Raw genomic sequence first — 20,876 nt, forward strand, 5'->3', positions numbered from 1 at the left:
GTCAGTTTCCTTGTGCGGCAGGGGCGGGCGCCTTGGCCCGCTCGAAAGGTTCCAGGGCATGTCGCAGGCTGGCCCGCGACAGCTCGCCGAGGTGGCTGCCGATCAGGCGGCCGTCGGCGTCGTAGAACAGGGTGGTGGGCAGGGCCATCGAACCGACCCGCTGGGCCAGCACGCCAGTGCCGTCGAACAGCACATGGGTCAGGCTCAGCCCGGTGGTGGCGAGGAAGGTCGTGACGATTTCCGGTGTCTCGCCCTGATTGACGAAGATGAAGGTCACGTGCGGATATTCGCCCTGGGCCTGTTGCAGCACCGGCATCTCCCGGCGGCAGGGCGGGCACCAGGTGGCCCAGATATTGATCACCAGCGGCTTGCCACGGTAGCTGTGCAGGGCCACCGACTGGCCAGTGGCATTGCGCAGGCTCAGCTCGGGCAGTGCGGTGCCCTTGCTGTACAGGTGGCTGCCCAGACTGGTCAGGCCCCAGAACAGCGCACCGCTGAACAGTGCCCAGCCCAGCGGGCGCCGCAGGCCGGGCTGGCGCCAGCCCTGCCAGAGGGTGGCGAGGACGATGCCGGCCAGGCCCGACCAGAGCAGGAAGCCGCCGTCACGGATGTCGATGACCTGCACCAGGTCGTCGCGGTACATCGGCCAGTAGGCCAGCACGAAACCCAGGCGGGCGCACAGCAAGCCGACCAGGAACAGGTTGAACAGCGCCGATTCCGGGCTTTCGCCGCCTCGCCGGGCGACCCACCAGCCGACCAGGCAGGCCACGCCGAGGGCAGCGAGCATCAGCAGGTGGTTGAGGGCCATGGTCAGCGGCCCGAGGGTTACCGTCAGCATCAGCCTTGGCTCCGGGTCTGGGTCCAGTGTTGCAGGAACGCGGCGGCATCCACCTCACCGGTAATGCGCCGGGCGCGGCGCTCTTCGCCTTCCGGGCCGAGCCAGATGATGCTGGGCGGGCCGGGCACCTGGTAGCGTTGCAGCAGGGCGCGGCTGGCTTCGGAGTCGGCGGTCACGTCCAGGCGCAGCAGGTGCACGCCCGCCAGGCTGGACTGCACGTCGGGGCGGGTGAATACCTGTTTCTCCATGACCTTGCACGACACGCACCAGTCGGCGTAGTAATCGACCATGACCCACTGGCCGCGAGCCCTGGCGGCATCCAGTTCACGCTGCAGAGCTTCAGGGCTGCTGACCGTGACAAAGTGCTGATCGGCTTTTTGCCCGGTGGCGGGGGCAGTACCGCCAGCGAATGGCCGCAACGGTTGCCACAGATCGTCGCCCCCTGCAGCCGCGCCGACCAGCAGCAAGCCACCCCACAAGGCGCCCAGCAGCGGTACCGCACGCAGCGCTGGCAAACGCTGTAGGGCCGGCCAGGCGGCCCAGCCCAAGGCAATCAGCCAGGCACCGCTCAGGGCCAGCACCACCGGTGCGGCGAGCAGGCCGCGCACGGTGTACAGGGCCATGGCCAGGAACACGAAGCCGAACACACCCTTGATCCGGTTCATCCATGCGCCCGGACGCGGCAGGTAGCGGTTGCCCAGGGTCACCAGCAACAGCAGCGGCACGCCCATGCCCAGGCCGAGGCTGAACAGTACCAGCGCACCTTGCAGCACATTGCCGCTTTGCGCGATGAACAGCAGCGCGCCGGCCAGTGGTGCGGTCATGCAGGGGCCGAGCAGCAGCCCCGAAAGGGCACCCAGCAGCGCCGCGCCGTACAGGTTGCCGCCGCGGGTGCCTTGGCCGGCGCGGTCGAGGCGGTCGCGCAGGGCGGCCGGCAGTTGCAGCTCGAAAGCGCCGAACATGGGCAGGGCGAGGAGGATGAACAGGCCGGCCAGGCTGCCCAGCAGCCAGGGTTGCTGCAACCATGCCTGCAGGCTGGCGCCCAGCAGCGCCGCAACCACACCCAGGGCCGCATACACCAGCGCCATGCTAAGCACATACACCCCGGCCAGCAGCCAGCCACGCCGGGCGCTGGCACCGTTGCCCATGACCAGGCCGGCGAGGATCGGCAACATTGGCAGCGAGCAGGGGGTGAACGCCAGCAGCAGGCCGAGGCCGAAGAACGCCAGCAGGCTCCAGGCCAGGCTGGCGCTTTGCAGGCCGCTGGCCAGGGCCTGGTCGCTGGCTTGTTCGGCGGCCGGCGTCACGCTGCCGCCCAGGTCGATGGCGGTGGTCTGCGGCGGGTAGCACAGGCCGGCATCGGCACAACCCTGCCAGCCCAGACGTAACTGGCCCTGTGCATTGGCCGGGATGAGCAGTTCGAGCTGGTCGCGGTACACCGCGCTGTCGCCGAAGAATTCGTCATGGTGATTCAGGGCGGGGGGGAGTGGCGGCTGCTGTTCGGCAGGCAGGCCGTCGAACTTCAGGCGCTTCTGGTACAGGTAGTAACCCTGCTTGATCTGGAAGTACAGGCGCATCTGGCCATCGGCCTGGCGGTCGTGAGTCAGCACGAACGCCTGGTTGACCGGCAGGAAGTCGGGTTTGGCGTCGAACGGGTTGGCCTGCAACGGGCCGGCCAGAAGGAATGTCAGGAAGAGCAAAAGGATGCGCATGTCTTCGCCTTGGCAGTTCGGAATGAGGGCCATGCTGGCTGGGGTCGATTAACCCAAGGTTAACCGTTGCTGCCGACACTGTTGTCGCGGCACGGTGCCGCTCCTCGACACACCGCGACATATTGTCGACTTGACTTTGCTTATGCCCATATTCTTGTTGTAAAGTTGACGTAGAAGTCAGTTTTTTCTGACTTGCGTGACAAGGTTCTTACCCTTCCGAGTCCCCCGCACAAGAATCAAAAAAGCATGGGCAGATAGTCTTCTGCCCAGAGGATCAAGCATGTCCAACCGTGATATTTCCCGGCGCGCCTTCCTGCAAGGCGGCCTGATCGCTGGTGTCGGCGTGACCATGGCGCCGCTCGGCAGCCAGGCGTTCGCCGCCCTGATGGAGGAGCGCGTCACCACTTCGCCGCAAAAATGGATGAACCATGACGGCAAGGCGCGTTTTCGTAACGACGCTCTGTCCAAGGTCTGCGGCAACAAGGTCTTCGCCCGCGACATCCGCGCCCAGGACATGCCAGGCTGGCCGACCCGGCAAGGCCATGCGCTGCTGCTCAAGGCGACCAAGGTCGATCGCATCTATGCCGGCCATGACCTCAGCCTGCTCGGCGCCGACCTGCAGCCGGACCGTATCGTCACCGCCGCCGACCTGGCCCAGGACGGTATCGCCTGGCCCGAGGCCCATTCGCCCGACCCTCTGTTGCCGCCCGGCCAGGTGCCGATGTTCATCGGCCACCCGGTGGCGATCCTGATCTGGCACGACTTCGAGCGCTTCCGCCAGGCCAAACGCAAGCTGCAGTTCAACGACAAGGCGATCAAGTACGGTGCTCAGGCTCCGCTGTACCAGCGCGACCCCTATGGCAGCTTCCGCTTCGTGCGGGTGGGCGGTGCCACGCCGTTCGACGACGACGAGTTCTCCAGCCTCAAGAACTCCATGCTGTTCCCGACCATCCTCAACCGCAAACCGGTGTGGTCGAAGCAGCCCAACCAGCACGGCGACCTGACCGAACAGGGCCTGTTCTACGCCAAGCGCATGGGTGAGCAACTGGACAACCCGCCCGAGGACTGGCTGGTGTTCGACGAGCGCTACAAGACGCCCTCCATCGAGCCTGCCGCACTGGAGCCGGACAACGGCAATGGCTGGTACGACCCGGCGACCGGCACGCTGCACTTCGTGGTCGCCACTCAGTGCCCGTTCGAAGTGGCGCAGGAATGCGTGCACATGATCAAGCCCTCGCGCTTCGCCCTGAACACGCTGAACATGCACCCGGGCTACACCGTGGGCTATGGCTCCAAAGACAACAATATCTTCGTCTTCTACGCGGCCGTGGCTGCCCTGTATGGCGCGGGTGTGCCGATCCGCCTGGCCAACGACCGCTACGAGCAGTTCCAGAGCGGTATCAAGCGCCATGCCTTCGACATCCGCTACCAGCTGGCGGTGGACAAGAAGGACAACCGCTTCAAGATCTTCCGCGCCGACATGAGTTGCGACGGCGGCGGGCGTATCAACTACAGCCCGTCGGTGGCTGCAGTGGGTGCCACTGCGGCGCAGTCGATCTACTACATGCCGCAGAACGACCTGTCGGTGACCGCCTACTTCTCCCGAGGTGTCGAGGCCGGCTCCATGCGCGGTTACGGCACCCTGCAGTCCATGGCGGCCACCGAGATGATGGTGGATGAAGTCGCCGGTCGCCTGGGTGTCGATGCCATCGACCTGCGCCGTGCCAACGCGTTGAAGTCGGGCATGAAGAACACCCAGGGCGCGGTCCCCGCCGGCGCGCTGCGCCTGTACGAGATCCTCGACAAGGCTGCCGTGCACGACCTGTGGCGCAACCGCGAGGCACGCAAGCAGCAGATGGACGCCAACGACCCGGACCACTGGTACGGCGTCGGTTTCGCCATCTGCCAGAAAGACTTCGGCACCGGTTCCGAAGCGCCGATGGCGAGCATCGAATTCAGCGCTGACGGGCGCATCAGCCTGCGCCACATCGGCACCGAACTGGGCACTGGCATGTCCACTTCCCAGGCCTTGGTGGTCAGCGACTTTCTCGGCCGCTCGGCCGACGAAGTGAAGACGGCGGTCACCGAATGGCCGGAGCTGCAGCTGACCACCAGCGGCAACCCGTACCTGATCAGCCAGCCTGAGCAGGACATCGCGCTGCGCAACCCGCGCTGGGTCGGCAAGCTCGCCTCGCCGTCGTCGGCGACCAACTCGGCGTTCTACTTCAGCCATGCCACCCGCGAAGCGGCACGCGTGCTGTTCAACCACGGCCTGTGGCCGGCCGCCATGGCCCTCTGGAGCCAGGGTCCGCACGGCGGTCAGGCCAACCCGCTGGTGGTACGCCGCGAGAACGCGGTGTGGGTCAACGGCGAGCTGACCGGCAACGGCCTGGCGCCGATCCCGTTCGCCCAGCTGGCGCAGAAGGCACACGAGATGGGCCTGGTCACGGGCGTCAGCGTGCACGGCTTCAACCGTTGGAGCTGGGCTGAGGCCGACTTCGTCATCGACGGCGTGCGCGAGCGCTTGCCGCTCGATGCCATGGCGGTGAAGTACGGCGATGGCGCGGTAAATGCCAAGAAAGCGCAGATGAGCAGCCATGGCTACCACCTGCTCGACCGGCAGAACGCCGCCTACCCGGATACACAGCTGAACAACGCCATGGTCACCTACTACAGCCCGGTGGCGACCATCGTCGAGGTCAAGGTCAACAAGGGGACCCACCAGGTTCAGGTGCTCAACCATCACAGTTGGGTCGAGTGCGGCCGCGTGCTGGTGCCGGAACTGGTCAAGGGCCAGCTCGAAGGCGGTATCGCCATGGGTATCGGCCATGCACTGACCGAAGAAATGCCGTTGTACGAGGGTGGGCCCGGGGAGGGTGACTGGAACTTCAACCGCTACCGCCTGCCGCTCGCACGCGATGTGGCGGTGTGGAAGCAGACCAGCGAAATCCTCCCGCCTCTGTCACCGACCGACCCGTCCAAAGGCATCGCCGAAGTGGTGATGATCCCGGTCGTCGGTGCCATCGGCAACGCCGTGGCGCATGCCATTGGCAAGCGCGTGCGCGATCTCCCCATCACCCCAGCCCGTATCCAGGAGGCCCTCAATGGCTAACCGTCCACTGCAACTGACCCTCAACGGTCAACCGGTCGGCCCGGTCGAGGTCCCTGATGACCTGGCGATGATCGACTACCTGCACGAGCACCAGAACCTCACCGGCTCCCGCCTGGGCTGCGGCCAGGGCATCTGCCATGCCTGCGTGGTGATCGTCGACAACCCCGACGGCACCAGCGAAGAAGTGCGCACCTGCATCACCGGCGCGCATTACTTCGAAGGCAAGAAGGTCCGCACCATCGAAGGTCATGCCAGGCAGGACGAGGCCGGCAACCTGACGCTGAACCCGATCCAGCAGAAGTTCGTCGACCTGTTCGCCTTCCAGTGCAGCTATTGCGCGCCGGGCTTCGTCAACGCCGCCACGGTGCTGGTGGAAACCGCCCAGCGCCAGCCGCTCAAGAAGAGCGAAGTGGAAGACCGCATCGAGGCCAGCCTCGGTCACCACATCTGTCGCTGCACCGGGTACGTGCGTTACTACGACGCCACCCGCACGGTGCTCAATGACCTCGGCCTGGTCAAGGAGGGTTGAGCATGGGCTTTGTTCGCAGCACTTTTGCGCTGGCCCTCGGCCTTGCCATCTTTTCGCAGGCCCAGGCGGCCGACCAGGCGCAGGTCAAGCGGGGTGAATACCTGGCCCGTGCAGCCGACTGCATGGCCTGCCACACGGCCGAAGGTGGCGCGCCGTTCGCCGGTGGCCTGCCGATCCATTCACCGTTCGGCACTATCTATGGCAGCAACATCACCCCGGACAAGCAGTACGGCATCGGCAACTACACGGCCGACGAATTCTTCGCCGCGGTCACCGAGGGCAAGCGAAAGGATGGCGCCAACCTCTACCCGGCGATGCCGTACACCTCGTACCACCTGATCAAGCGCGAGGACTCCGATGCGATCCTCGCCTACCTGATGACCGTGCCACCGATCAACCGCCCGGCACCGCAGACGGCGTTGAGCTTCCCGTTCAACGTGCGCCTCGGGCTGAGCGGCTGGAACATGCTGTATGGCAAGAGCGTGCAACTGCAGCCGACCGAAGGCAAGAGCCCGGCCTGGCAGCGCGGGCAGTACATGGTCGAGGTGATGGGCCATTGCGGCGAATGCCACACCCCGCGCAATGCCATCGGTGCCCTGCAACAGAACCAGCGCTTGACCGGCGGCCTGCTTGCTGGCTACCTGGCGCCGAGCCTGCTGGCCCAGGACCTGGCCGAGCGTGGCTGGACCCAGCCGGACCTGACCACCTTCCTCAAGCACGGCATCAGTGCCCAGGGCAGCATGTTCAACGAGATGTTCCCGGTGGTGCACCACAGCACCCAGCACCTGGAAGATGCCGACCTGGCGGCCATGGCCACCTACCTGCTCGGCGACCAGCCGCCGCCCGCCAAGGCGATCAAGCCGGTTGCCCTGGAGCAGATGAGCGAAAGTGCCAAGCGCGGCCAGCAGCAATACCTCAACGTCTGCGCCGGTTGCCACGGCGTCGACGGTGAGGGTAAGCCGCACATCGCGGTGGCCATGCGCGGCAACACGGTGCTGCGCCAGGGCGACTCGCGCAACCTGGTCAAGGCCATCCGCGACGGCATCCGTGAGCAGCAGTTCACCGGCTTCGAGCGCATGCAGCCGATGCCGGGCTTTGCCGACAAGCTCGACGACCAGCAAGTGACGGACATGGTCAACTACCTGCGCCAGGCCTGGGGTGGATTGCCCGGCGACCTGACCCTACAGCAGCTCGCCGAGCTGAAGGCGGAGTAAACCGTGCAACATCTCGACCTCCAGGTGATCAGCCAGGCGCTGCAGTGGTCGTGCAGCGGCCAGCGGGTGTGGTTGTGCACGGTGCTCGCCACCTACGGCTCGGCGCCGCGTGCGCCGGGCTCGCTGCTGGCGGTCAACGCCAGCGGCCAGTGGCTGGGTTCGCTGTCCGGTGGTTGCGTCGAGGATGATTTCCTCGAACGTGTGGGGCAGGGCGAGTTTGCCGAACCGGTTGCCATCGTGCGCTATGGCTATGGCAGTGACCCGCGTTCGACCATTCGCCTGCCCTGTGGGGGCGTGCTTGAGGTGCTGGTGGAAAACCTGCCGGCCTCCTGTGAGGTGCAGGCCCACCTGCGTGCGCTAGAGGGCGCGCTGCGCGGCCAGCGCCGACTGCTGCGTGAAGTGAGCCTGCCGCAAGGGGAGCGTCAGCTGTGCGACGACCACAGCCAGGGGCCGCGCGTTGAGCGTGAAAGCGGACGCGTGCGCGTGCGTGTCGGTGGCGCCCAGCGCCTGCTGCTGGCCGGGTATTCCAGCGTCGCGCACTTCTGCGCCGAGTTCGCTAAAAGCATGGGCTTTGAAGTCATCCTCTGCGACCCGCGTGACGAAGTGCTTGAAGGCGTGGTGCTGGACGGCATCGAGGTGCGTCGTGAGCTGCCTTCGGAGTTCATCGCCAAGGGTGGTTGCCATGCTGACACGGCAGTGGTTGCATTGACCCATGATCCGAAAATCGATGACCTGGCCATGCTCGAAGCGGTGCGTACCGAAGCGTTCTACATTGGCGTGATGGGCTCGAAGGCCACCTCCGACAAGCGTCGCGAACGCTTGCAGCGCATCGGCGGCCTGGGCTACGACGAGCTGGCGCGGATCCACGCGCCGATCGGCCTCAACCTGGGCAGCAAGACCCCGGCCGAGATCGCCCTGGCGGTACTCGCCGATATCCTGCGCCTGCGCAATGGTATCGGGCGGGCAGCGCTGTGAGTGTGGTGGCGCTGGTATTGGCGGCTGGCAGCAGCGTGCGCTTCGGTGGCGACAAACGCCGGGCGCTGATGGCGGATGGTCGCAGCTTGCTGGTGCACAGCGTCGAGCGTGCTTGTGCCATGTTCGATGACGTGCGGGTGGTGCTGCGTGACGGCGAGCGGGGCGAGGAGCTGGGGTTGCCAGCGGCGTGCCGGGTCATCGGCAGTGCGGATTTCGCGCAGGGAATGGGTCATAGCCTGGCGGCTGGCGCTGCATCGCTGTCCGATAGCGAGGCGCAGGCGGTGGCGATTATGCTGGGTGACATGCCCTGGGTGGAACTCGGGACCCTGGGTTTGCTTGCACGCGAGGCCAGCGGGTCGACGATAGTGTTGCCTTGTCATGCCGGGCAGCAGGGCCATCCGGTGATGTTCGGGCGTGATTTCTGGCCAGCGCTTGCGCGGCTGACGGGCGATGAAGGAGCGCGTTCGGTGGTGAAGGCCCATCCGGACAGTTGCATCAGGCTGGCCGTCGAGGATGCCGGTGTGCTGCGGGATGTCGATACACCCGGTGCGCTGCGCCGATGAGCGTCGGTTTCACTCATCTTCTTCATCGAACACATAAGGTTCCAGTTCACTTAGCTGGGAAAGCAAAATCATATGCACGTCGGCCTTGAGCCGCTGGAGATTGGTCTTTCCAGTAGGTCAGGAGCTGGTTTGGGAGTTTGCCTTGGTAGTGGCCCATAGCGGCAGGCGGGACGGGCTGGTGGCCGATGGGATCGTTGAAGGTTTCGAGGAAGATGGAGAAGAGTGCGTTCATTTTTTAGAATTTTTAGGTTATCGACCGGTGATCTCAAGGCGGCCGTCACAGCTGATTAAAGCTTGCAATTTTTCTCCATCCATATCGAAAGGGATCATCCACCAGTTTGTAGTGGCATCGTAGTGAGCACCTTCAACCAAACTGTAACGAACAGCCTTTGCTTGCTGATCGCTCCGCTTGTAATAACCATCAATAGATGATTTGAAGAAAGCCTCCGAGCCATTTGCGGAGCATTCGCCAGCGTCTTTTTTACCGCACCCAGCAATCAGCCAAAAGCTAATAACATAGAACAGCCATGGGGCTTTCTTCATCATGGTTTATCGCATTCCTTCAAAACTGACCGGCTGGTCGCCTTGGAAATTGATGGTGTGAGTTCCAAATTAACGAGCAATAAATCTTTTGCAATTGCCGGCATTAGTGTCTTGAATATCTGTAAAGCGTTAAGTTGTTGTGCTAGGGTTTTTACGAAGAATTTTCGGATATGGTTCGAGTGACGATGCTTGCGAAGTGCTGATATGGCATGTTGCGTCTCGCTGTCAGTTTTGTGCAGGGCGAATCACACCATAGAGTTGCTTCGGAAGTTCCTGTGTAAGTTGTAGGAAAAGTCCATTTCAATGCTGGTGGAGGTATAGGAGATTCGGGATTGAGGTGTTACTGCGGGTCGAGGGAGTTGTCGATAGTGAGATCGAGCGCCGCCCGCGCGGCGACCCAATCCCCCCACAAAAGGGTTCATAATCCCCCCTTAATCCCCTCATAGTGCAATGCCAGCCACACCATTCCGGGAGCCACCACCATGCACGTTCTGCTCTGCGAGGACGACGACCTGATCGCCAGCGGCATCTGCGCCGGCCTCACCGCCCAGGGCCTGACTGTCGACCGCGTGGCCAATGCCGCCAGCGCCCGGGCCCTGCTGCAGGCGGCGCAGTTCGACGTGATGATCCTCGACCTCGGCCTGCCCGACGAAGACGGCCTCAAACTGCTGCGCCGCCTGCGCCATCAAGGCGTGGACCTGCCCGTGCTGGTGCTCACCGCACGCGATGCCGTCACCGACCGGGTCGACGGCCTGCAGGCCGGTGCCGACGACTATCTGCTCAAACCCTTCGACCTGCGCGAACTGGCTGCGCGTCTGCATACCCTGCTGCGCCGGGTGGCGGGGCGGGCGGTCAATGTGATCGAGCACGGCCCGCTGCGCTACGACCCGAGCAGCTGCGAAGCGTCCCTGGCCGGCCAGCCGGTAGACCTGTCGCGGCGCGAGCAGGCGCTGCTCCAGGCGCTGCTGCAGAACCCCGGCCGGGTGCTGTCCAGCGAACAACTCAAGGACTGTGTGTACGGCTTCAGCGACGAGGTCGAGAGCAACGCGCTGAACGTCCATATCCACCACCTGCGCCGCAAGCTTGGCAACAGCATTGTCGAAACCGTGCGCGGTCTGGGTTATCGCCTGGGGCCGGCACAGGCGCCAGAGGAAGCCGCTTCATGAGCCTGCGGGTACGCCTCAGCCTGATTCTCGGCACCGCCTTCATCATCATCTGGGCGCTGGCAGCCGCGTGGATGTTGCGCGACCTGCGCCAACAGATGATGTTTTCCCTCGATCAGCGCCTGGTGGCGTCGGCGCGCATGGTCGCCGGGTTGATCGACCAGCTGCCGCAACCGCTGGCAGCCAAGGGCGAGGACGCCCATTTTTCCGCCGACCAGTTGAGTGTGCCCGACGGCATGGCCTGCCAGGTGACTTCCCTGCGCGGCGAGATCCTTGCCAGCAACCACAAGCACGAAGGCGCCATGGATGACCAGCGCAGCGGCTTCCGCGATCAGACCATCGATGGCGCGTTGTGGCGCACCTTCACCTACAACCACGGTGACGTACGCATCACCACCGCCGATCGGCACATGGAGCGCGAGGCGTTGAACCAGTCGATTCTACTGGCCGCCTCGGCGCCGGTGCTGATGGCCTTGCTCGGCAGCCTCGGGCTGCTGTGGATCGGCTTGGGCAAAGGCCTGGAACCGCTCAATAGGATGCGCGACGCCTTGCGCCGGCGGCGTGCCGACAGTGTCGAGCCGTTGCAGGTGGCCGGCTTGCCCAGCGAGCTGCAACCCTTGCTCGATACGCAGAACCAGCTGTTCCTGCGTATCGCCCAGACCATCGAGCGTGAACGGCGCCTGACTGATGATGCCGCGCACGAACTGCGCAGCCCGCTGACGGCGATCAAGACCCACCTGCAGGTGGCGCGCATGACCGACGGCGCGGTGCGCGAGCAGGCGCTGGAGCATGCCGAACAAGGCGCCGACCGCATGCATCGGACCCTGGAGCAGTTGTTGATGCTGGCCCGGGTCGAGGGCAGCCTGTCGTTCGACGACGGCGTGCAGTGCAGCGCCGAGCAGGTTGCCCGTCAGGCGGTGCAGGACGCCGGTGGCGGCGACAATCGGCGTATTGCTTTGCACCTGCCGCAGGAGGCTGCACAGATCTACCTGGGCATGCCTGCGCCGCTGGCGGTCGCGGCCTTGCGCAACCTGCTGGACAACGCCCTGCGCCATGGCGGCGATACCGAGGTGGAGCTGGAAGTGCAGATGGCCGATGGGCAGGTGGGGTTCATGGTGCGCGACCATGGCCCGGGGATTGCCGAAGCCGATCTGCAACACCTGACCGAGCGTTTCTGGCGCAACGGGCAGAGCGGGGGCTGTGGGTTGGGTCTGGCGATCGTGCAGGCGATCGTGCAGCGCTGTGCTGGTAGCCTCAGGTTCGATAGCCGTAATGATGGCTTGCGGGTTTTGCTGCAGGTGCCGGCGCGCTCGGCCAGCTGATCTTTATTCCCTGTGCCCGCGAAAGGGCCGGCACAGGCTAACGAATTTCCCGCAACAACCGCTAAATCCTCCCCGCACTCAAGCGTTTTCCAAGCGATAACTGCCCATTCGCTTGCTTGCGAGGATTCACCCATGTCCACCGCTACCAGCCTTGCCCAGGTCCCGCCGGCCAGCGCGCCGCAACCATTGTACGAGTTCACTGACTCGCCCTTGCTGCAGCGCCAGCAGCAACAGGAATCCAACGCCCGCAGCTACCCCCGGCGCATCCCGCTGGCGCTCAAGCGTGCCCGCGGCATCTACGTCGAGGACGTCGAGGGCCGCCAGTTCATCGACTGCCTGGCCGGTGCTGGAACGCTGGCCCTGGGTCACAACCACCCGGTGGTGATCGAGGCGATCCAGCGCGTGCTGGCTGAGGAACTGCCGCTGCACACGCTGGACCTGACCACGCCGGTGAAGGACCGCTTCGTCCAGGACCTGTTTGGCATCCTGCCTGACGCCTTGCGCCGCGAGGCCAAGGTGCAGTTCTGCGGCCCGACCGGCACCGACGCGGTGGAGGCGGCGCTCAAGCTGGTACGCGGCGCCACCGGGCGCAGCACCGTGCTGGCGTTCCAGGGTGCCTACCACGGCATGAGCCAAGGCGCGCTGAGCCTGATGGGCAGCCACGGCCCCAAGCAGCCACTGGGTGCACTGCTGAGCAACGGTGTGCAGTTCATGCCATACCCCTATGACTACCGTTGCCCGTTCGGCCTGGGGGGAGAAGCCGGGGTCAAGGCCAACCTGCATTATCTGGAAAATCTCCTGCTGGACCCGGAGAGCGGCGTAGCGCTGCCGGCGGCGGTGATCCTGGAAGTGGTGCAGGGCGAAGGCGGGGTGATCCCGGCCGATATCGAATGGCTCAAGGGCGTGCGGCGGATCACCGAACAAGCCGGTGTGGCGCTGATCGTCGACGAGATCCAGAGCGGCTTTGCCCGTACCGGGCGGATGTTCGCCTTCGAACATGCCGGCATCGTGCCGGATGTGGTGACGCTGTCCAAGGCCATCGGTGGCAGCCTGCCGCTGGCGGTGGTGGTTTACCGCGACTGGCTGGATACATGGAAGCCAGGTGCCCACGCTGGCACCTTCCGCGGCAATCAGATGGCCATGGCGGCCGGTTCGGCGGTGATCGACTACCTGGTCGAGCACCGTCTGGCCGAACACGCCGAGGCCATGGGCCTGCGCTTGCGCGGGCATCTGCAGCGGCTGCAGCGAGATTATCCGCAACTGGGTGATATCCGTGGCCGTGGCCTGATGCTTGGGGTGGAGCTGGTCGATCCACAGGGGCAGACCGACGCATTGGGCCATCCGCCTGCCAACCGGGTGCTGGCACCGAAGGTCCAGCGCGAATGCCTCAAGCGTGGCCTGATCCTTGAACTGGGCGGGCGCCATGGCGCCGTGGTGCGCTTTCTGCCGCCGCTGATCATCAGCGCCCAGCAGGTCGACGAGGTGGCGCAGCGCTTTGCCGAGGCAGTGGCCGCTGCTGTGTGAGCCCTCCAGGGCCGCGTGGCGGCCCTCCTGTCGGGCCTGTTCATGCCCAGGATGAGTCAGCCCTTGCCCCCATGCGTCAACTGCCAACCACCCCCTAGTGCCTTGTATAACGCCACGCTGCCCTGCAGGCGAGCCAGGCGCAGCCGCGCTTGCTGGTCCTGGGCGAGATAAAGCGTGCGCTGGGTTTCGAGCACGCTCAACAGGGTCTCGGCGCCGGCCGCGTAGCGCCGCTGAGCCAGGTCGAAGGCTAGCTGCGCTTGCTCGACCTCCTGATCCTGCCACTGGCGCTGCTGCTCAACGCCATGGATGGCATTGAGGGCCTTCTCGACATCGGCGAAGCCGGCCAGGATGCTGCTGCGGTAGCTTTCCAGCAGCTCGTCCTGCTCGGCTTCGGCCAATTGCTGAGCCGCTCGTAGCCGGCCGTTGTTGAAGATCGGCGCGACCAGGCCGGCAGTCAGCGTGTAATAGGTGCTGTCGAAGACTTCAGGCAGGGTGCGTGCGCCGGTGCCGAGGTTGGCGCCCAAGGTCACTTTCGGTAGCAGGGCTGCCCTGGCGACTTGCACATTGGCGCTGGCAGCGGCCAGGCGAGCTTCGGCGGCGGCAATGTCCGGGCGCCGGGCAAGCAGCTCGCTGGGCACGCCGCTGCCAATGTGCGGCCAGTGCACGGTGGCCAGCGTTTCGCGGGGGGTGGGCAAGGCCTGGACCGGGTCGCCCAGCAATGTAGCCAGGGTAACGCGGTTGTCCTGCCACTGTTGTTCGAGCAGCGGCACTTGCCGTTCCTGGGCGGCTACCAGGCTGCGCTGCTGGGCCAGTTCCAGGCGTGTCGCGGAGCCGGCGCGCTGACGTGTTTCGACCAGCGCCAGGACATCACGGGCGTTGCGCAGGTTGAGGCGGGCAATGCGCAGTTGTTCTTCCAGGGCCAGGCCCTGCAGGTAACTGTTGGCCACGCTGCTGACCAGCGTCAACTCGACCGTCTGGCGATCGAAGCGGCTGGCGTCGAGGCTGTGCAGGGCGCTTGCGCGGGCCGCACGCAGGCCACCCCAGAAGTCGATCTCGTAGCTGGCGACCAACTGCATGCCGAACGACGTGCTGGTCCGTTCGTATTGGCTGACATCGAGCTGGTCATAGCCCTCGCCGTGCAGCAGGCGCTGGCGGCTGCCGTCGAGCTCGAACCTGAGTTCCGGCAGCAGCGGCGCTCCGGCGATCACCGCCCGTGCCTGAGCCTGCCGCACGCGCGCCGTGGCGGCGCCAAGGTCGTGGGCATTGGACCGGGCGCGTTCGACCAGGCGGCCCAGTTCGGCGCTGTCAAAGCCCTGCCACCACTGCGCCGAAGGCAGGCTGGCAGCAGGTTGGAGAGTTGTGCTTTGCCAGGCCGAGGGGGCAGCGATACCGCTGGGCGGTACGGGCGGCAGGCTGCAGGCGGCGAGGCCCAGGCACAGGGACAACAGGCTGATGCGGCTTGGCAGGGTCATGGGTTATTCGCTGGTGAGGGCTTTGACCGGGTCGAGTCGGGCGGCTTTACGGGCCGGCATGAAACCGAACACGATGCCGGTGAGAACGGCGCAGGAGAACGCACCGAGCATGGCGGGCAGGGTGAAGGCCACGGCAACCTGGCCCAGCATCAATGCGCCGCCGATCAGCAGGGCCAGGCCGATGCCGGCCATGCCGCCGACCATCGACAGCATCACCGCTTCGCTGAGGAACTGGCGCAGGATGTCGTGCTGGCGTGCGCCGGTGGCCATGCGGATGCCGATTTCACGGGTGCGCTCGCGCACGGTCATGAGCATGATGTTCATGACTCCGATGCCACCGACCAGCAGCGAGATTGCGGCAATCGCCCCAAGCATCAGCGACAGGCTGTTCTGGGTGCGTGCCTCGGCCTGGATCAGCGCGGCCGAATTGGTCAGTTCGAAATCGTGACGGCCCTGGTGACGCTGGCGCAGCAGGCGGTCGACGGCAGCTTCGGTTTCATCGACCCGCGCCGCGTCGACGGCGGCAACAGTGATGTAGTCGGGGTCGCGCTGGCCGAACAGGCGGATCGCCGCGGCCGAGTAGGGCACCACGATGCGTCCGTCGGCATCCTGATCGCCTGAACTCGCGCCTTTGCCGGCGAGTATGCCGATGACCTGGAAGGGGACGTTGCCTATCAGCAGGTACTGGCCAAGCGGGTCGCGGTCTGGCTCGAGCATTTTCTCTCGGACTTTCTGGCCGATCACCGCCACCGCTGCGCCACTGGCTTCGTCGGCATCAGTGAAGAACGCCCCTTCCACCGCCGGCCAGTTGAAGATCAGCGGGAACTGGTTGTTGTTGCCGCCCACGTAGAACTGCTGGCTGTTGTTGCCATGGCGCACCATCACCTTTTCGCCCAGTACCGGCATGATCTGCCGGACCTGCGGTAGCTGGCCAATGGCGGCGACGTCGTCGAGGGTAATCGTGCCGGCAGGTTCGCCCAGCGTGGCGGGCTTGCTGTTTAGGTAAAGGATGTTCGAGCCGAAGGCGGCCATCTGCGCCATCACCTGGCGCTTGCTGCCTTCGCCGACGGCCAGCATGACCACCACCGACGCGACCCCGATGACGATGCCGAGCAGGGTAAGGGCGGTGCGAAAGCGGTTGACCCACATCACCCTCCAGGCAGCCTGCAGGGCTTCAAGCAGTTCGCCTTTCCAGGCCCCGCGCAGGGTCGCGCCACTGTCCAGGCGCTGACGCAGGTCGTCGGCTTGCAATGCCTGGCGGGCAGGGCAGGGCGCCTGGTCGGTCGCACTGTCGCTGATCATCCGGCCGTCGCGGATCTCGATCACCCGCTGTGCCCGCGCCGCCACCTTGTGGTCGTGGGTGATCAGGATGATCACATGGCCCTGGCTGGCCAGTTCGTCGAGCAGCGCCATGACTTCGGTGCCGCTGTGGCTGTCGAGCGCCCCCGTGGGTTCGTCGGCGAGGATGATATGGCCACCGTTCATCAGTGCCCGGGCGATCGACACCCGTTGCTGCTGGCCGCCCGAGAGCTGGTGCGGGCGATTGGCGCTGCGGCTGGCCAGGCCCAGGCGGGCGAGCAGGGCGGCGGCACGGGCGTGCCGCTCGCTGGCGGGCGTGCCGGCATAGATGGCCGGCACCTCGACGTTTTCCTGGGCCGAGCCGGAGGGGATCAGGTGGTAACCCTGGAACACGAAACCGAACGCCTCGCGGCGCAGCCAGGCCAGTTCGTCGCTACCCAGCTCGGCCACGTTCTTGCCAGCGAAGCGGTAGATGCCTGACGTCGGGCGATCCAGGCAGCCGAGAATGTTCATCAAGGTCGACTTGCCGGACCCGGACGCACCCACGATGGCGACGAATTCGCCGGGCTGGATGCTCAGGCTGATGCCGCGCAGCACATCGACCTTGGGGCTGTCCTGGCCGCCATAGGATTTGCGGATATCGACCAGCTCGATCAGCGGCGCAGTCATTCAGCCTCCGCTGGCGCTGGGGGCGCCCATCAGCAGTTGCTCACCTTCGCTGAGCCCGTCCAGCACTTGAACGCGCAGGCGGTCGCTGAGGCCGGTGCGCACCTGGCGCTGCACCACCTTGCCGTGCGCGTCGAGTACGCGCGCCATGGGCAGGCCGCCGTTGTCATCCAGCGCGGCAAGGGGCACGGTCAGGACCTGGCTGGCCTGGCCGGCGACGAAGAATACCTGGGTGGTCATGTCTGCCATCAGCGCGCCATCGGGGTTGTCGACGTCGAGCAACACGGTGTATTGCACCACGTGATTGGCAGCGTTGACCGGGCTGCCGCCGCCCAGACTGGTCTGTTCCAGTGGTTTTGGCGGGATCGGCAGGATTTGCCGCACCTTGCTGTGCCAGCGGCGTTTGCCTCCGGACAGCGTGGTGAAGTAGGCGGTCATGCCGGGTCTGACCTTGCCGATATCCGCTTCCGAGACTTGCGCCCACACGGTCATGGGCGACAACCTGGCGATGCGCAGGATCAAGGGGGTCTGTTGCTGGGCGTTGAGGGTCTGGCCTTCGCGGGCGTCGACGGCGACTACTGTGCCATCCATGGGCGCATAGATACGCGTGTAGCCGAGTTCCGCCTCGGCGCTGCGCAGGCTGGCCTGAGCCTGGCGGATCTGCGCCTGGAACATGTCGATTCGCGCCTGGGTGACCTTGAGCTGGGCGGCAGCGGCCTGGACGTCCTCATCGCGGGTGGCGCCGGCGGCGGCAAGATCGCGCTGGCGCTTGAGCTGTCGGCTGGCCAGCTCGAACTGAGCGCGCTGTTCGGCGAGCTGGGCCTTGAGGTTGTCGATCGAGAAACGCCCGGCGTCCAGCCGCGCCTGCTGGGTGGAAGGGTCGATCTCGACCAGCAATTGGCCCTTGCGCACCGGGTCGCCGGCTTCCACGTGCAAGGTGCGGATCTGCCCCGAGGCCTGGGCGCCCACATCTACATAACGCCGTGGCTGCAAGGTGCCCAGGGCCGTGACGCTGCTTTCTATGTCTGCCCGGGTGACCGTGGCGGTAGCGAGCGCTTGCGCGCCCAAGGGCAGGGCTTGCCAGGCCAGCAGGCAGCCCAGGCTAAGCAGGCCCAGGCCAGCGAGCATGAACTGGCGGCGGGGGGAGGTTAAACGGCTCATGCGGACTTCCAGCCTGGGTAGTGGTCACGCGCTGCCAATCGTGGCACGCACCGAAGTCCCAGATAAACGAAGGCTGGCCGGGTGGATTTAGCCTTAACGTGAGGGTGGAGGGCGTGTTGCTGAGAATAGTTATAATTTGTACTATCACAGCCCGGTATCACTCAGTCCCGCACGTGAGTTGCAAGGACGATTTCAGGTGCTGTTGTGGAACATTATTATCGCGAACTGGTGAGCTTCCTGAGTGCGCGCCTGGGCAATCGCCAGGCAGCGGAGGACGTTGCCCACGATGCCTATCTGCGCGTGCTGGAGCGGACCGACAGCGGGCAGATCGAGCACCCGCGAGCGTTCCTTTACCGAACCGCGCTCAACCTGGTGATCGACCGGCACCGGCGCCACCAGGTGCGCCAGGCAGAATCCCTGGATACGCTGGATGCCGATGGGCGCTTCCTCAGCGCAGAGCTGCAGCAGGACCTGCAGCTCGACCAGCGCCTGGCCATGATGCAAAAGGCCCTGGATGAGCTGGGCAGTGTGTGCCGGGAGTGCTTTCTGTTGCGCAAGCTCGATGGCCTGTCACACCAGCAGATTGCAGAGCGCCTGGGTATTTCCCGCAGCCTGGTGGAAAAGCATATCGTCAATGCCATGAAGCATTGCCGAGTGCGCATGCGGCTGTGGGAGTCCTGAATCCGCGGTGAAGGGCAGGTGAAAATTCTGTGTGATGGCCACTTGATTTCTCCCCGTTTCCCGACAACTATCTAGATTGACCCCTCCAGGTGCAGCCCTGGTGGTTGCCTGTTGCTGGCGCTGTTCGGTCAGGGAGCTGTCCCTCATCAACCTGACGGCCCAGGTCCGACAATGACAAACAAGACCCTGCGCATCCTGATAGCCGACGAGCACCCGCACCAGCGCCTGCAGCTGGAAAAACTGCTCAATGGCCTTGGCTACTACCGGATTGCCCCGGTCGAGTCCTTCGAAGAGTTGCAGCGGCTGGTGCAGTGCGCCTTGCAACCGTTCAACCTGCTGCTGGGCAATATCGAACTGGCCAGCCATGCCGGCGTCGACCTGGCACGGTTCTGCCGGGTCAATGCGCAGATTCAGCATGCCTTGCTTTACCACTCGCAACGCCTGAAAGTGCCTGTCGTGCCGCAGACCGAACGCCAGGCCGTGAGTGTGAGCCTGCCCCAGGTACCGGATAACGAGGCGCTGCAATCCTTCATGGCAATCATCGACAGCCCCGTGCTGGTCGGCAAGCTTGCCCTGCCTTCCGGGCTGAAGGGGGGCTCGGTACCGTCGCACAAGCCGAAGAACTTCGGCCATACCGTGTTCAGCCGTTAGCGCCATCGCTGGGGCAAGGCGGCGGGCATTTGCTATTCTCTTGCCCTTTGCCGATCTGCGGACCCCTGCCATGACTGCCATCGATACCGCTCGCCCGCCCCGGTTCAGCCGTAGCGACCACCGGACCTTGGGCCTGGCGGCGCTGGGCGGCGCACTGGAAATCTACGATTTCATCATCTTCGTGTTCTTTGCCCTGACCCTCAGCCAGCTGTTCTTCCCGCCTCAAATGCCTGAGTGGCTGCGCTTGCTGCAGAGCTTCGGCATCTTCGTCACCGGTTACCTGGCACGGCCGCTGGGCGGCATCCTGATGGCCCACTTCGCCGACCACCTCGGGCGCAAGCGGGTGTTCAGCCTGAGCATCCTGATGATGGCCTTGCCATGCCTGCTGATCGGGGTGATGCCGACTTATGCCGAGATTGGCTATGCGGCGCCGCTGATCCTGCTGGCGCTGCGCATCCTGCAGGGCGCCGCAGTAGGGGGTGAGGTGCCGAGCGCGTGGACCTTCGTCGCCGAGCATGCACCAAACGGGCGTCGGGGTTATGCGTTGGGCTTCCTGCAGGCGGGGCTGACCTTTGGCTACCTGCTGGGGGCGTTGACGGCGACCCTGCTGGCGCAAGTGTTCACGCCGCAGGAGATGCTCGATTACGCCTGGCGTTACCCATTCCTGCTCGGTGGGGTGTTTGGCGTGATCGGTGTGTGGCTGCGCCGCTGGCTCAGCGAGACCCCGGTGTTCCTGGCCCTGCGCACGCGTCAGGAGCAACCGGTCAAATTCCCGCTGCGGCGAGTACTGGGCGAGCACCGCTCGGCGTTGATCCCGGCGGCACTGCTGACCTGCGTACTGACCTCCGCGGTAGTGGTACTGGTAGTGATTACCCCGACGGTGATGCAGCAACGCTTCGGCATGACGGCGGGGCATACCTTCGCCATGAGCAGCGTGGGCATCGTCTTCCTCAACATCGGCTGTGTGCTGGCCGGGCTGCTGGTCGACCGTCTGGGTGCCTGGCGTGCACTGATGATCTACAGCCTGCTGCTACCGCTGGGCATTGGTGCGCTGTATGCCAGCCTGGTGGGGCAGTGGGGGGTGACCTGGCTGGCTTATGCGCTGGCCGGGCTGGGCTGTGGCGTAGTGGGTGTAGTGCCCTCGGTGATGGTCGGGCTGTTCCCGGCCGAGATCCGCGTATCTGGCATCTCATTCACCTACAACGTGGCTTACGCACTGTGGGCCAGTACCACGCCGCTGGCGTTGATCGCTCTGATGCCGTGGAGCCCGTGGGTGTGCGTCGGCTTTTGTCTGATCATGGGCACGGTGGGGTTGCTGACCGCCGTGTATTTCGGGCGCCGTGAACCCTTGGCGTTTGCAGCGGAGCCGCTGCCCATCATGTGTACTGACAAATAGCACTGGCTGATGCAAAAAAGCCCCCGACTCTCACGAATCGGGGGCTTTTTGTTGC

Annotated in this window: 18 protein-coding genes; 11 read left to right on the top strand and 7 right to left on the bottom strand. The window is 65.1% G+C overall.

Annotated features, from left to right (window positions below; genetic code table 11):
* Position 1 precedes the first annotated feature (1 nt).
* Both ACQKPS_RS24090 and dsbD read right to left on the bottom strand, forming a co-directional pair.
* Positions 2-838: a prolipoprotein diacylglyceryl transferase family protein gene (locus ACQKPS_RS24090; protein ID WP_427605745.1), complete on the bottom strand. Its 837-nt coding sequence runs from the start codon at positions 836-838 to the stop codon at positions 2-4.
* Complete coding sequence (dsbD, locus tag ACQKPS_RS24095; RefSeq protein ID WP_427605746.1) at positions 838-2,550, bottom strand: protein-disulfide reductase DsbD; 1,713 nt, start codon at positions 2,548-2,550, stop codon at positions 838-840. The genes ACQKPS_RS24090 and dsbD overlap by 1 nt, the downstream gene beginning before the upstream one ends.
* Positions 2,551-2,830: 280 nt before the next feature.
* On the opposite strand from dsbD, the gene ACQKPS_RS24100 reads away from it, so the two are divergent.
* Genes ACQKPS_RS24100 through ACQKPS_RS24120 form a run of 5 tightly spaced genes read left to right on the top strand, consistent with a single transcriptional unit; the run spans position 2,831 to position 8,943 of the window.
* Entirely contained in the window at positions 2,831-5,662 is a 2,832-nt protein-coding gene (locus ACQKPS_RS24100; protein ID WP_427605747.1) for a xanthine dehydrogenase family protein molybdopterin-binding subunit, read from the top strand.
* Positions 5,655-6,191, top strand: a complete 537-nt coding sequence (locus ACQKPS_RS24105; protein ID WP_025339998.1) for a (2Fe-2S)-binding protein — start codon at positions 5,655-5,657, stop codon at positions 6,189-6,191. The genes ACQKPS_RS24100 and ACQKPS_RS24105 overlap by 8 nt, the downstream gene beginning before the upstream one ends.
* 2 nt (positions 6,192-6,193) lie before the next feature.
* Positions 6,194-7,405 (top strand): cytochrome c, encoded by a 1,212-nt coding sequence (locus ACQKPS_RS24110; protein ID WP_427605748.1) that lies wholly within the window; start codon positions 6,194-6,196, stop codon positions 7,403-7,405.
* 3 nt (positions 7,406-7,408) lie between these two features.
* Complete coding sequence (locus tag ACQKPS_RS24115) at positions 7,409-8,380, top strand: XdhC family protein (protein ID WP_427605749.1); 972 nt, start codon at positions 7,409-7,411, stop codon at positions 8,378-8,380.
* Positions 8,377-8,943: a nucleotidyltransferase family protein gene (locus ACQKPS_RS24120; RefSeq protein WP_427605750.1), complete on the top strand. Its 567-nt coding sequence runs from the start codon at positions 8,377-8,379 to the stop codon at positions 8,941-8,943. Before ACQKPS_RS24115 ends, ACQKPS_RS24120 begins: the two co-directional genes overlap by 4 nt.
* Positions 8,944-8,989: 46 nt before the next feature.
* Here the strand turns inward: ACQKPS_RS24120 and ACQKPS_RS24125 are convergent, their stop codons facing one another.
* A complete protein-coding gene (locus ACQKPS_RS24125) occupies positions 8,990-9,175 on the bottom strand; it encodes a GAD-like domain-containing protein (protein WP_254484538.1) in 186 nt (61 codons plus the stop codon).
* A 17-nt stretch (positions 9,176-9,192) separates the two neighbouring features.
* Positions 9,193-9,489 carry a hypothetical protein gene (locus ACQKPS_RS24130; RefSeq protein WP_254484540.1) on the bottom strand — a complete coding sequence of 99 codons (297 nt, stop codon included), beginning with the start codon at positions 9,487-9,489 and terminating at the stop codon, positions 9,193-9,195.
* Positions 9,490-9,968: 479 nt separating this feature from the next.
* Between ACQKPS_RS24130 and ACQKPS_RS24135 the strand changes: the two genes are divergently transcribed.
* From ACQKPS_RS24135 to ACQKPS_RS24145, 3 genes are all read left to right on the top strand, one after another.
* Positions 9,969-10,652 carry a response regulator gene (locus ACQKPS_RS24135; protein ID WP_427605751.1) on the top strand — a complete coding sequence of 228 codons (684 nt, stop codon included), beginning with the start codon at positions 9,969-9,971 and terminating at the stop codon, positions 10,650-10,652.
* Entirely contained in the window at positions 10,649-11,971 is a 1,323-nt protein-coding gene (locus tag ACQKPS_RS24140) for an ATP-binding protein (protein WP_427605752.1), read from the top strand. The genes ACQKPS_RS24135 and ACQKPS_RS24140 overlap by 4 nt, the downstream gene beginning before the upstream one ends.
* Before the next feature lie 132 nt (positions 11,972-12,103).
* Positions 12,104-13,495 (top strand): aspartate aminotransferase family protein, encoded by a 1,392-nt coding sequence (locus ACQKPS_RS24145; RefSeq protein ID WP_427605753.1) that lies wholly within the window; start codon positions 12,104-12,106, stop codon positions 13,493-13,495.
* A 56-nt stretch (positions 13,496-13,551) separates the two neighbouring features.
* Here the strand turns inward: ACQKPS_RS24145 and ACQKPS_RS24150 are convergent, their stop codons facing one another.
* The 3 genes from ACQKPS_RS24150 to ACQKPS_RS24160 are packed head-to-tail and all read right to left on the bottom strand — an operon-like array spanning position 13,552 to position 18,093.
* Entirely contained in the window at positions 13,552-14,967 is a 1,416-nt protein-coding gene (locus ACQKPS_RS24150) for an efflux transporter outer membrane subunit (RefSeq protein WP_427605754.1), read from the bottom strand.
* A 3-nt stretch (positions 14,968-14,970) separates the two neighbouring features.
* Positions 14,971-16,935, bottom strand: a complete 1,965-nt coding sequence (locus tag ACQKPS_RS24155) for a MacB family efflux pump subunit (RefSeq protein WP_427605755.1) — start codon at positions 16,933-16,935, stop codon at positions 14,971-14,973.
* Positions 16,936-18,093: an efflux RND transporter periplasmic adaptor subunit gene (locus ACQKPS_RS24160; protein ID WP_254484550.1), complete on the bottom strand. Its 1,158-nt coding sequence runs from the start codon at positions 18,091-18,093 to the stop codon at positions 16,936-16,938.
* A gap of 204 nt (positions 18,094-18,297) precedes the next feature.
* Between ACQKPS_RS24160 and ACQKPS_RS24165 the strand changes: the two genes are divergently transcribed.
* The 3 genes from ACQKPS_RS24165 (at position 18,298) to ACQKPS_RS24175 (ending at position 20,821) form a co-directional block, all read left to right on the top strand.
* Positions 18,298-18,774, top strand: a complete 477-nt coding sequence (locus tag ACQKPS_RS24165; RefSeq protein ID WP_254484552.1) for a sigma-70 family RNA polymerase sigma factor — start codon at positions 18,298-18,300, stop codon at positions 18,772-18,774.
* Positions 18,775-18,945: 171 nt separating this feature from the next.
* Positions 18,946-19,425: a histidine kinase gene (locus ACQKPS_RS24170; protein ID WP_254484554.1), complete on the top strand. Its 480-nt coding sequence runs from the start codon at positions 18,946-18,948 to the stop codon at positions 19,423-19,425.
* A 70-nt stretch (positions 19,426-19,495) separates the two neighbouring features.
* On the top strand, positions 19,496-20,821 hold the full coding sequence (locus tag ACQKPS_RS24175) for an MFS transporter (protein ID WP_427605756.1): 1,326 nt from the start codon (positions 19,496-19,498) through the stop codon (positions 20,819-20,821).
* Positions 20,822-20,876 lie beyond the last annotated feature (55 nt).

Origin of the sequence: Pseudomonas sp. NPDC086566, assembly GCF_050280885.1 — a bacterium.
Classification (GTDB): domain Bacteria; phylum Pseudomonadota; class Gammaproteobacteria; order Pseudomonadales; family Pseudomonadaceae; genus Aquipseudomonas; species Aquipseudomonas vlassakiae.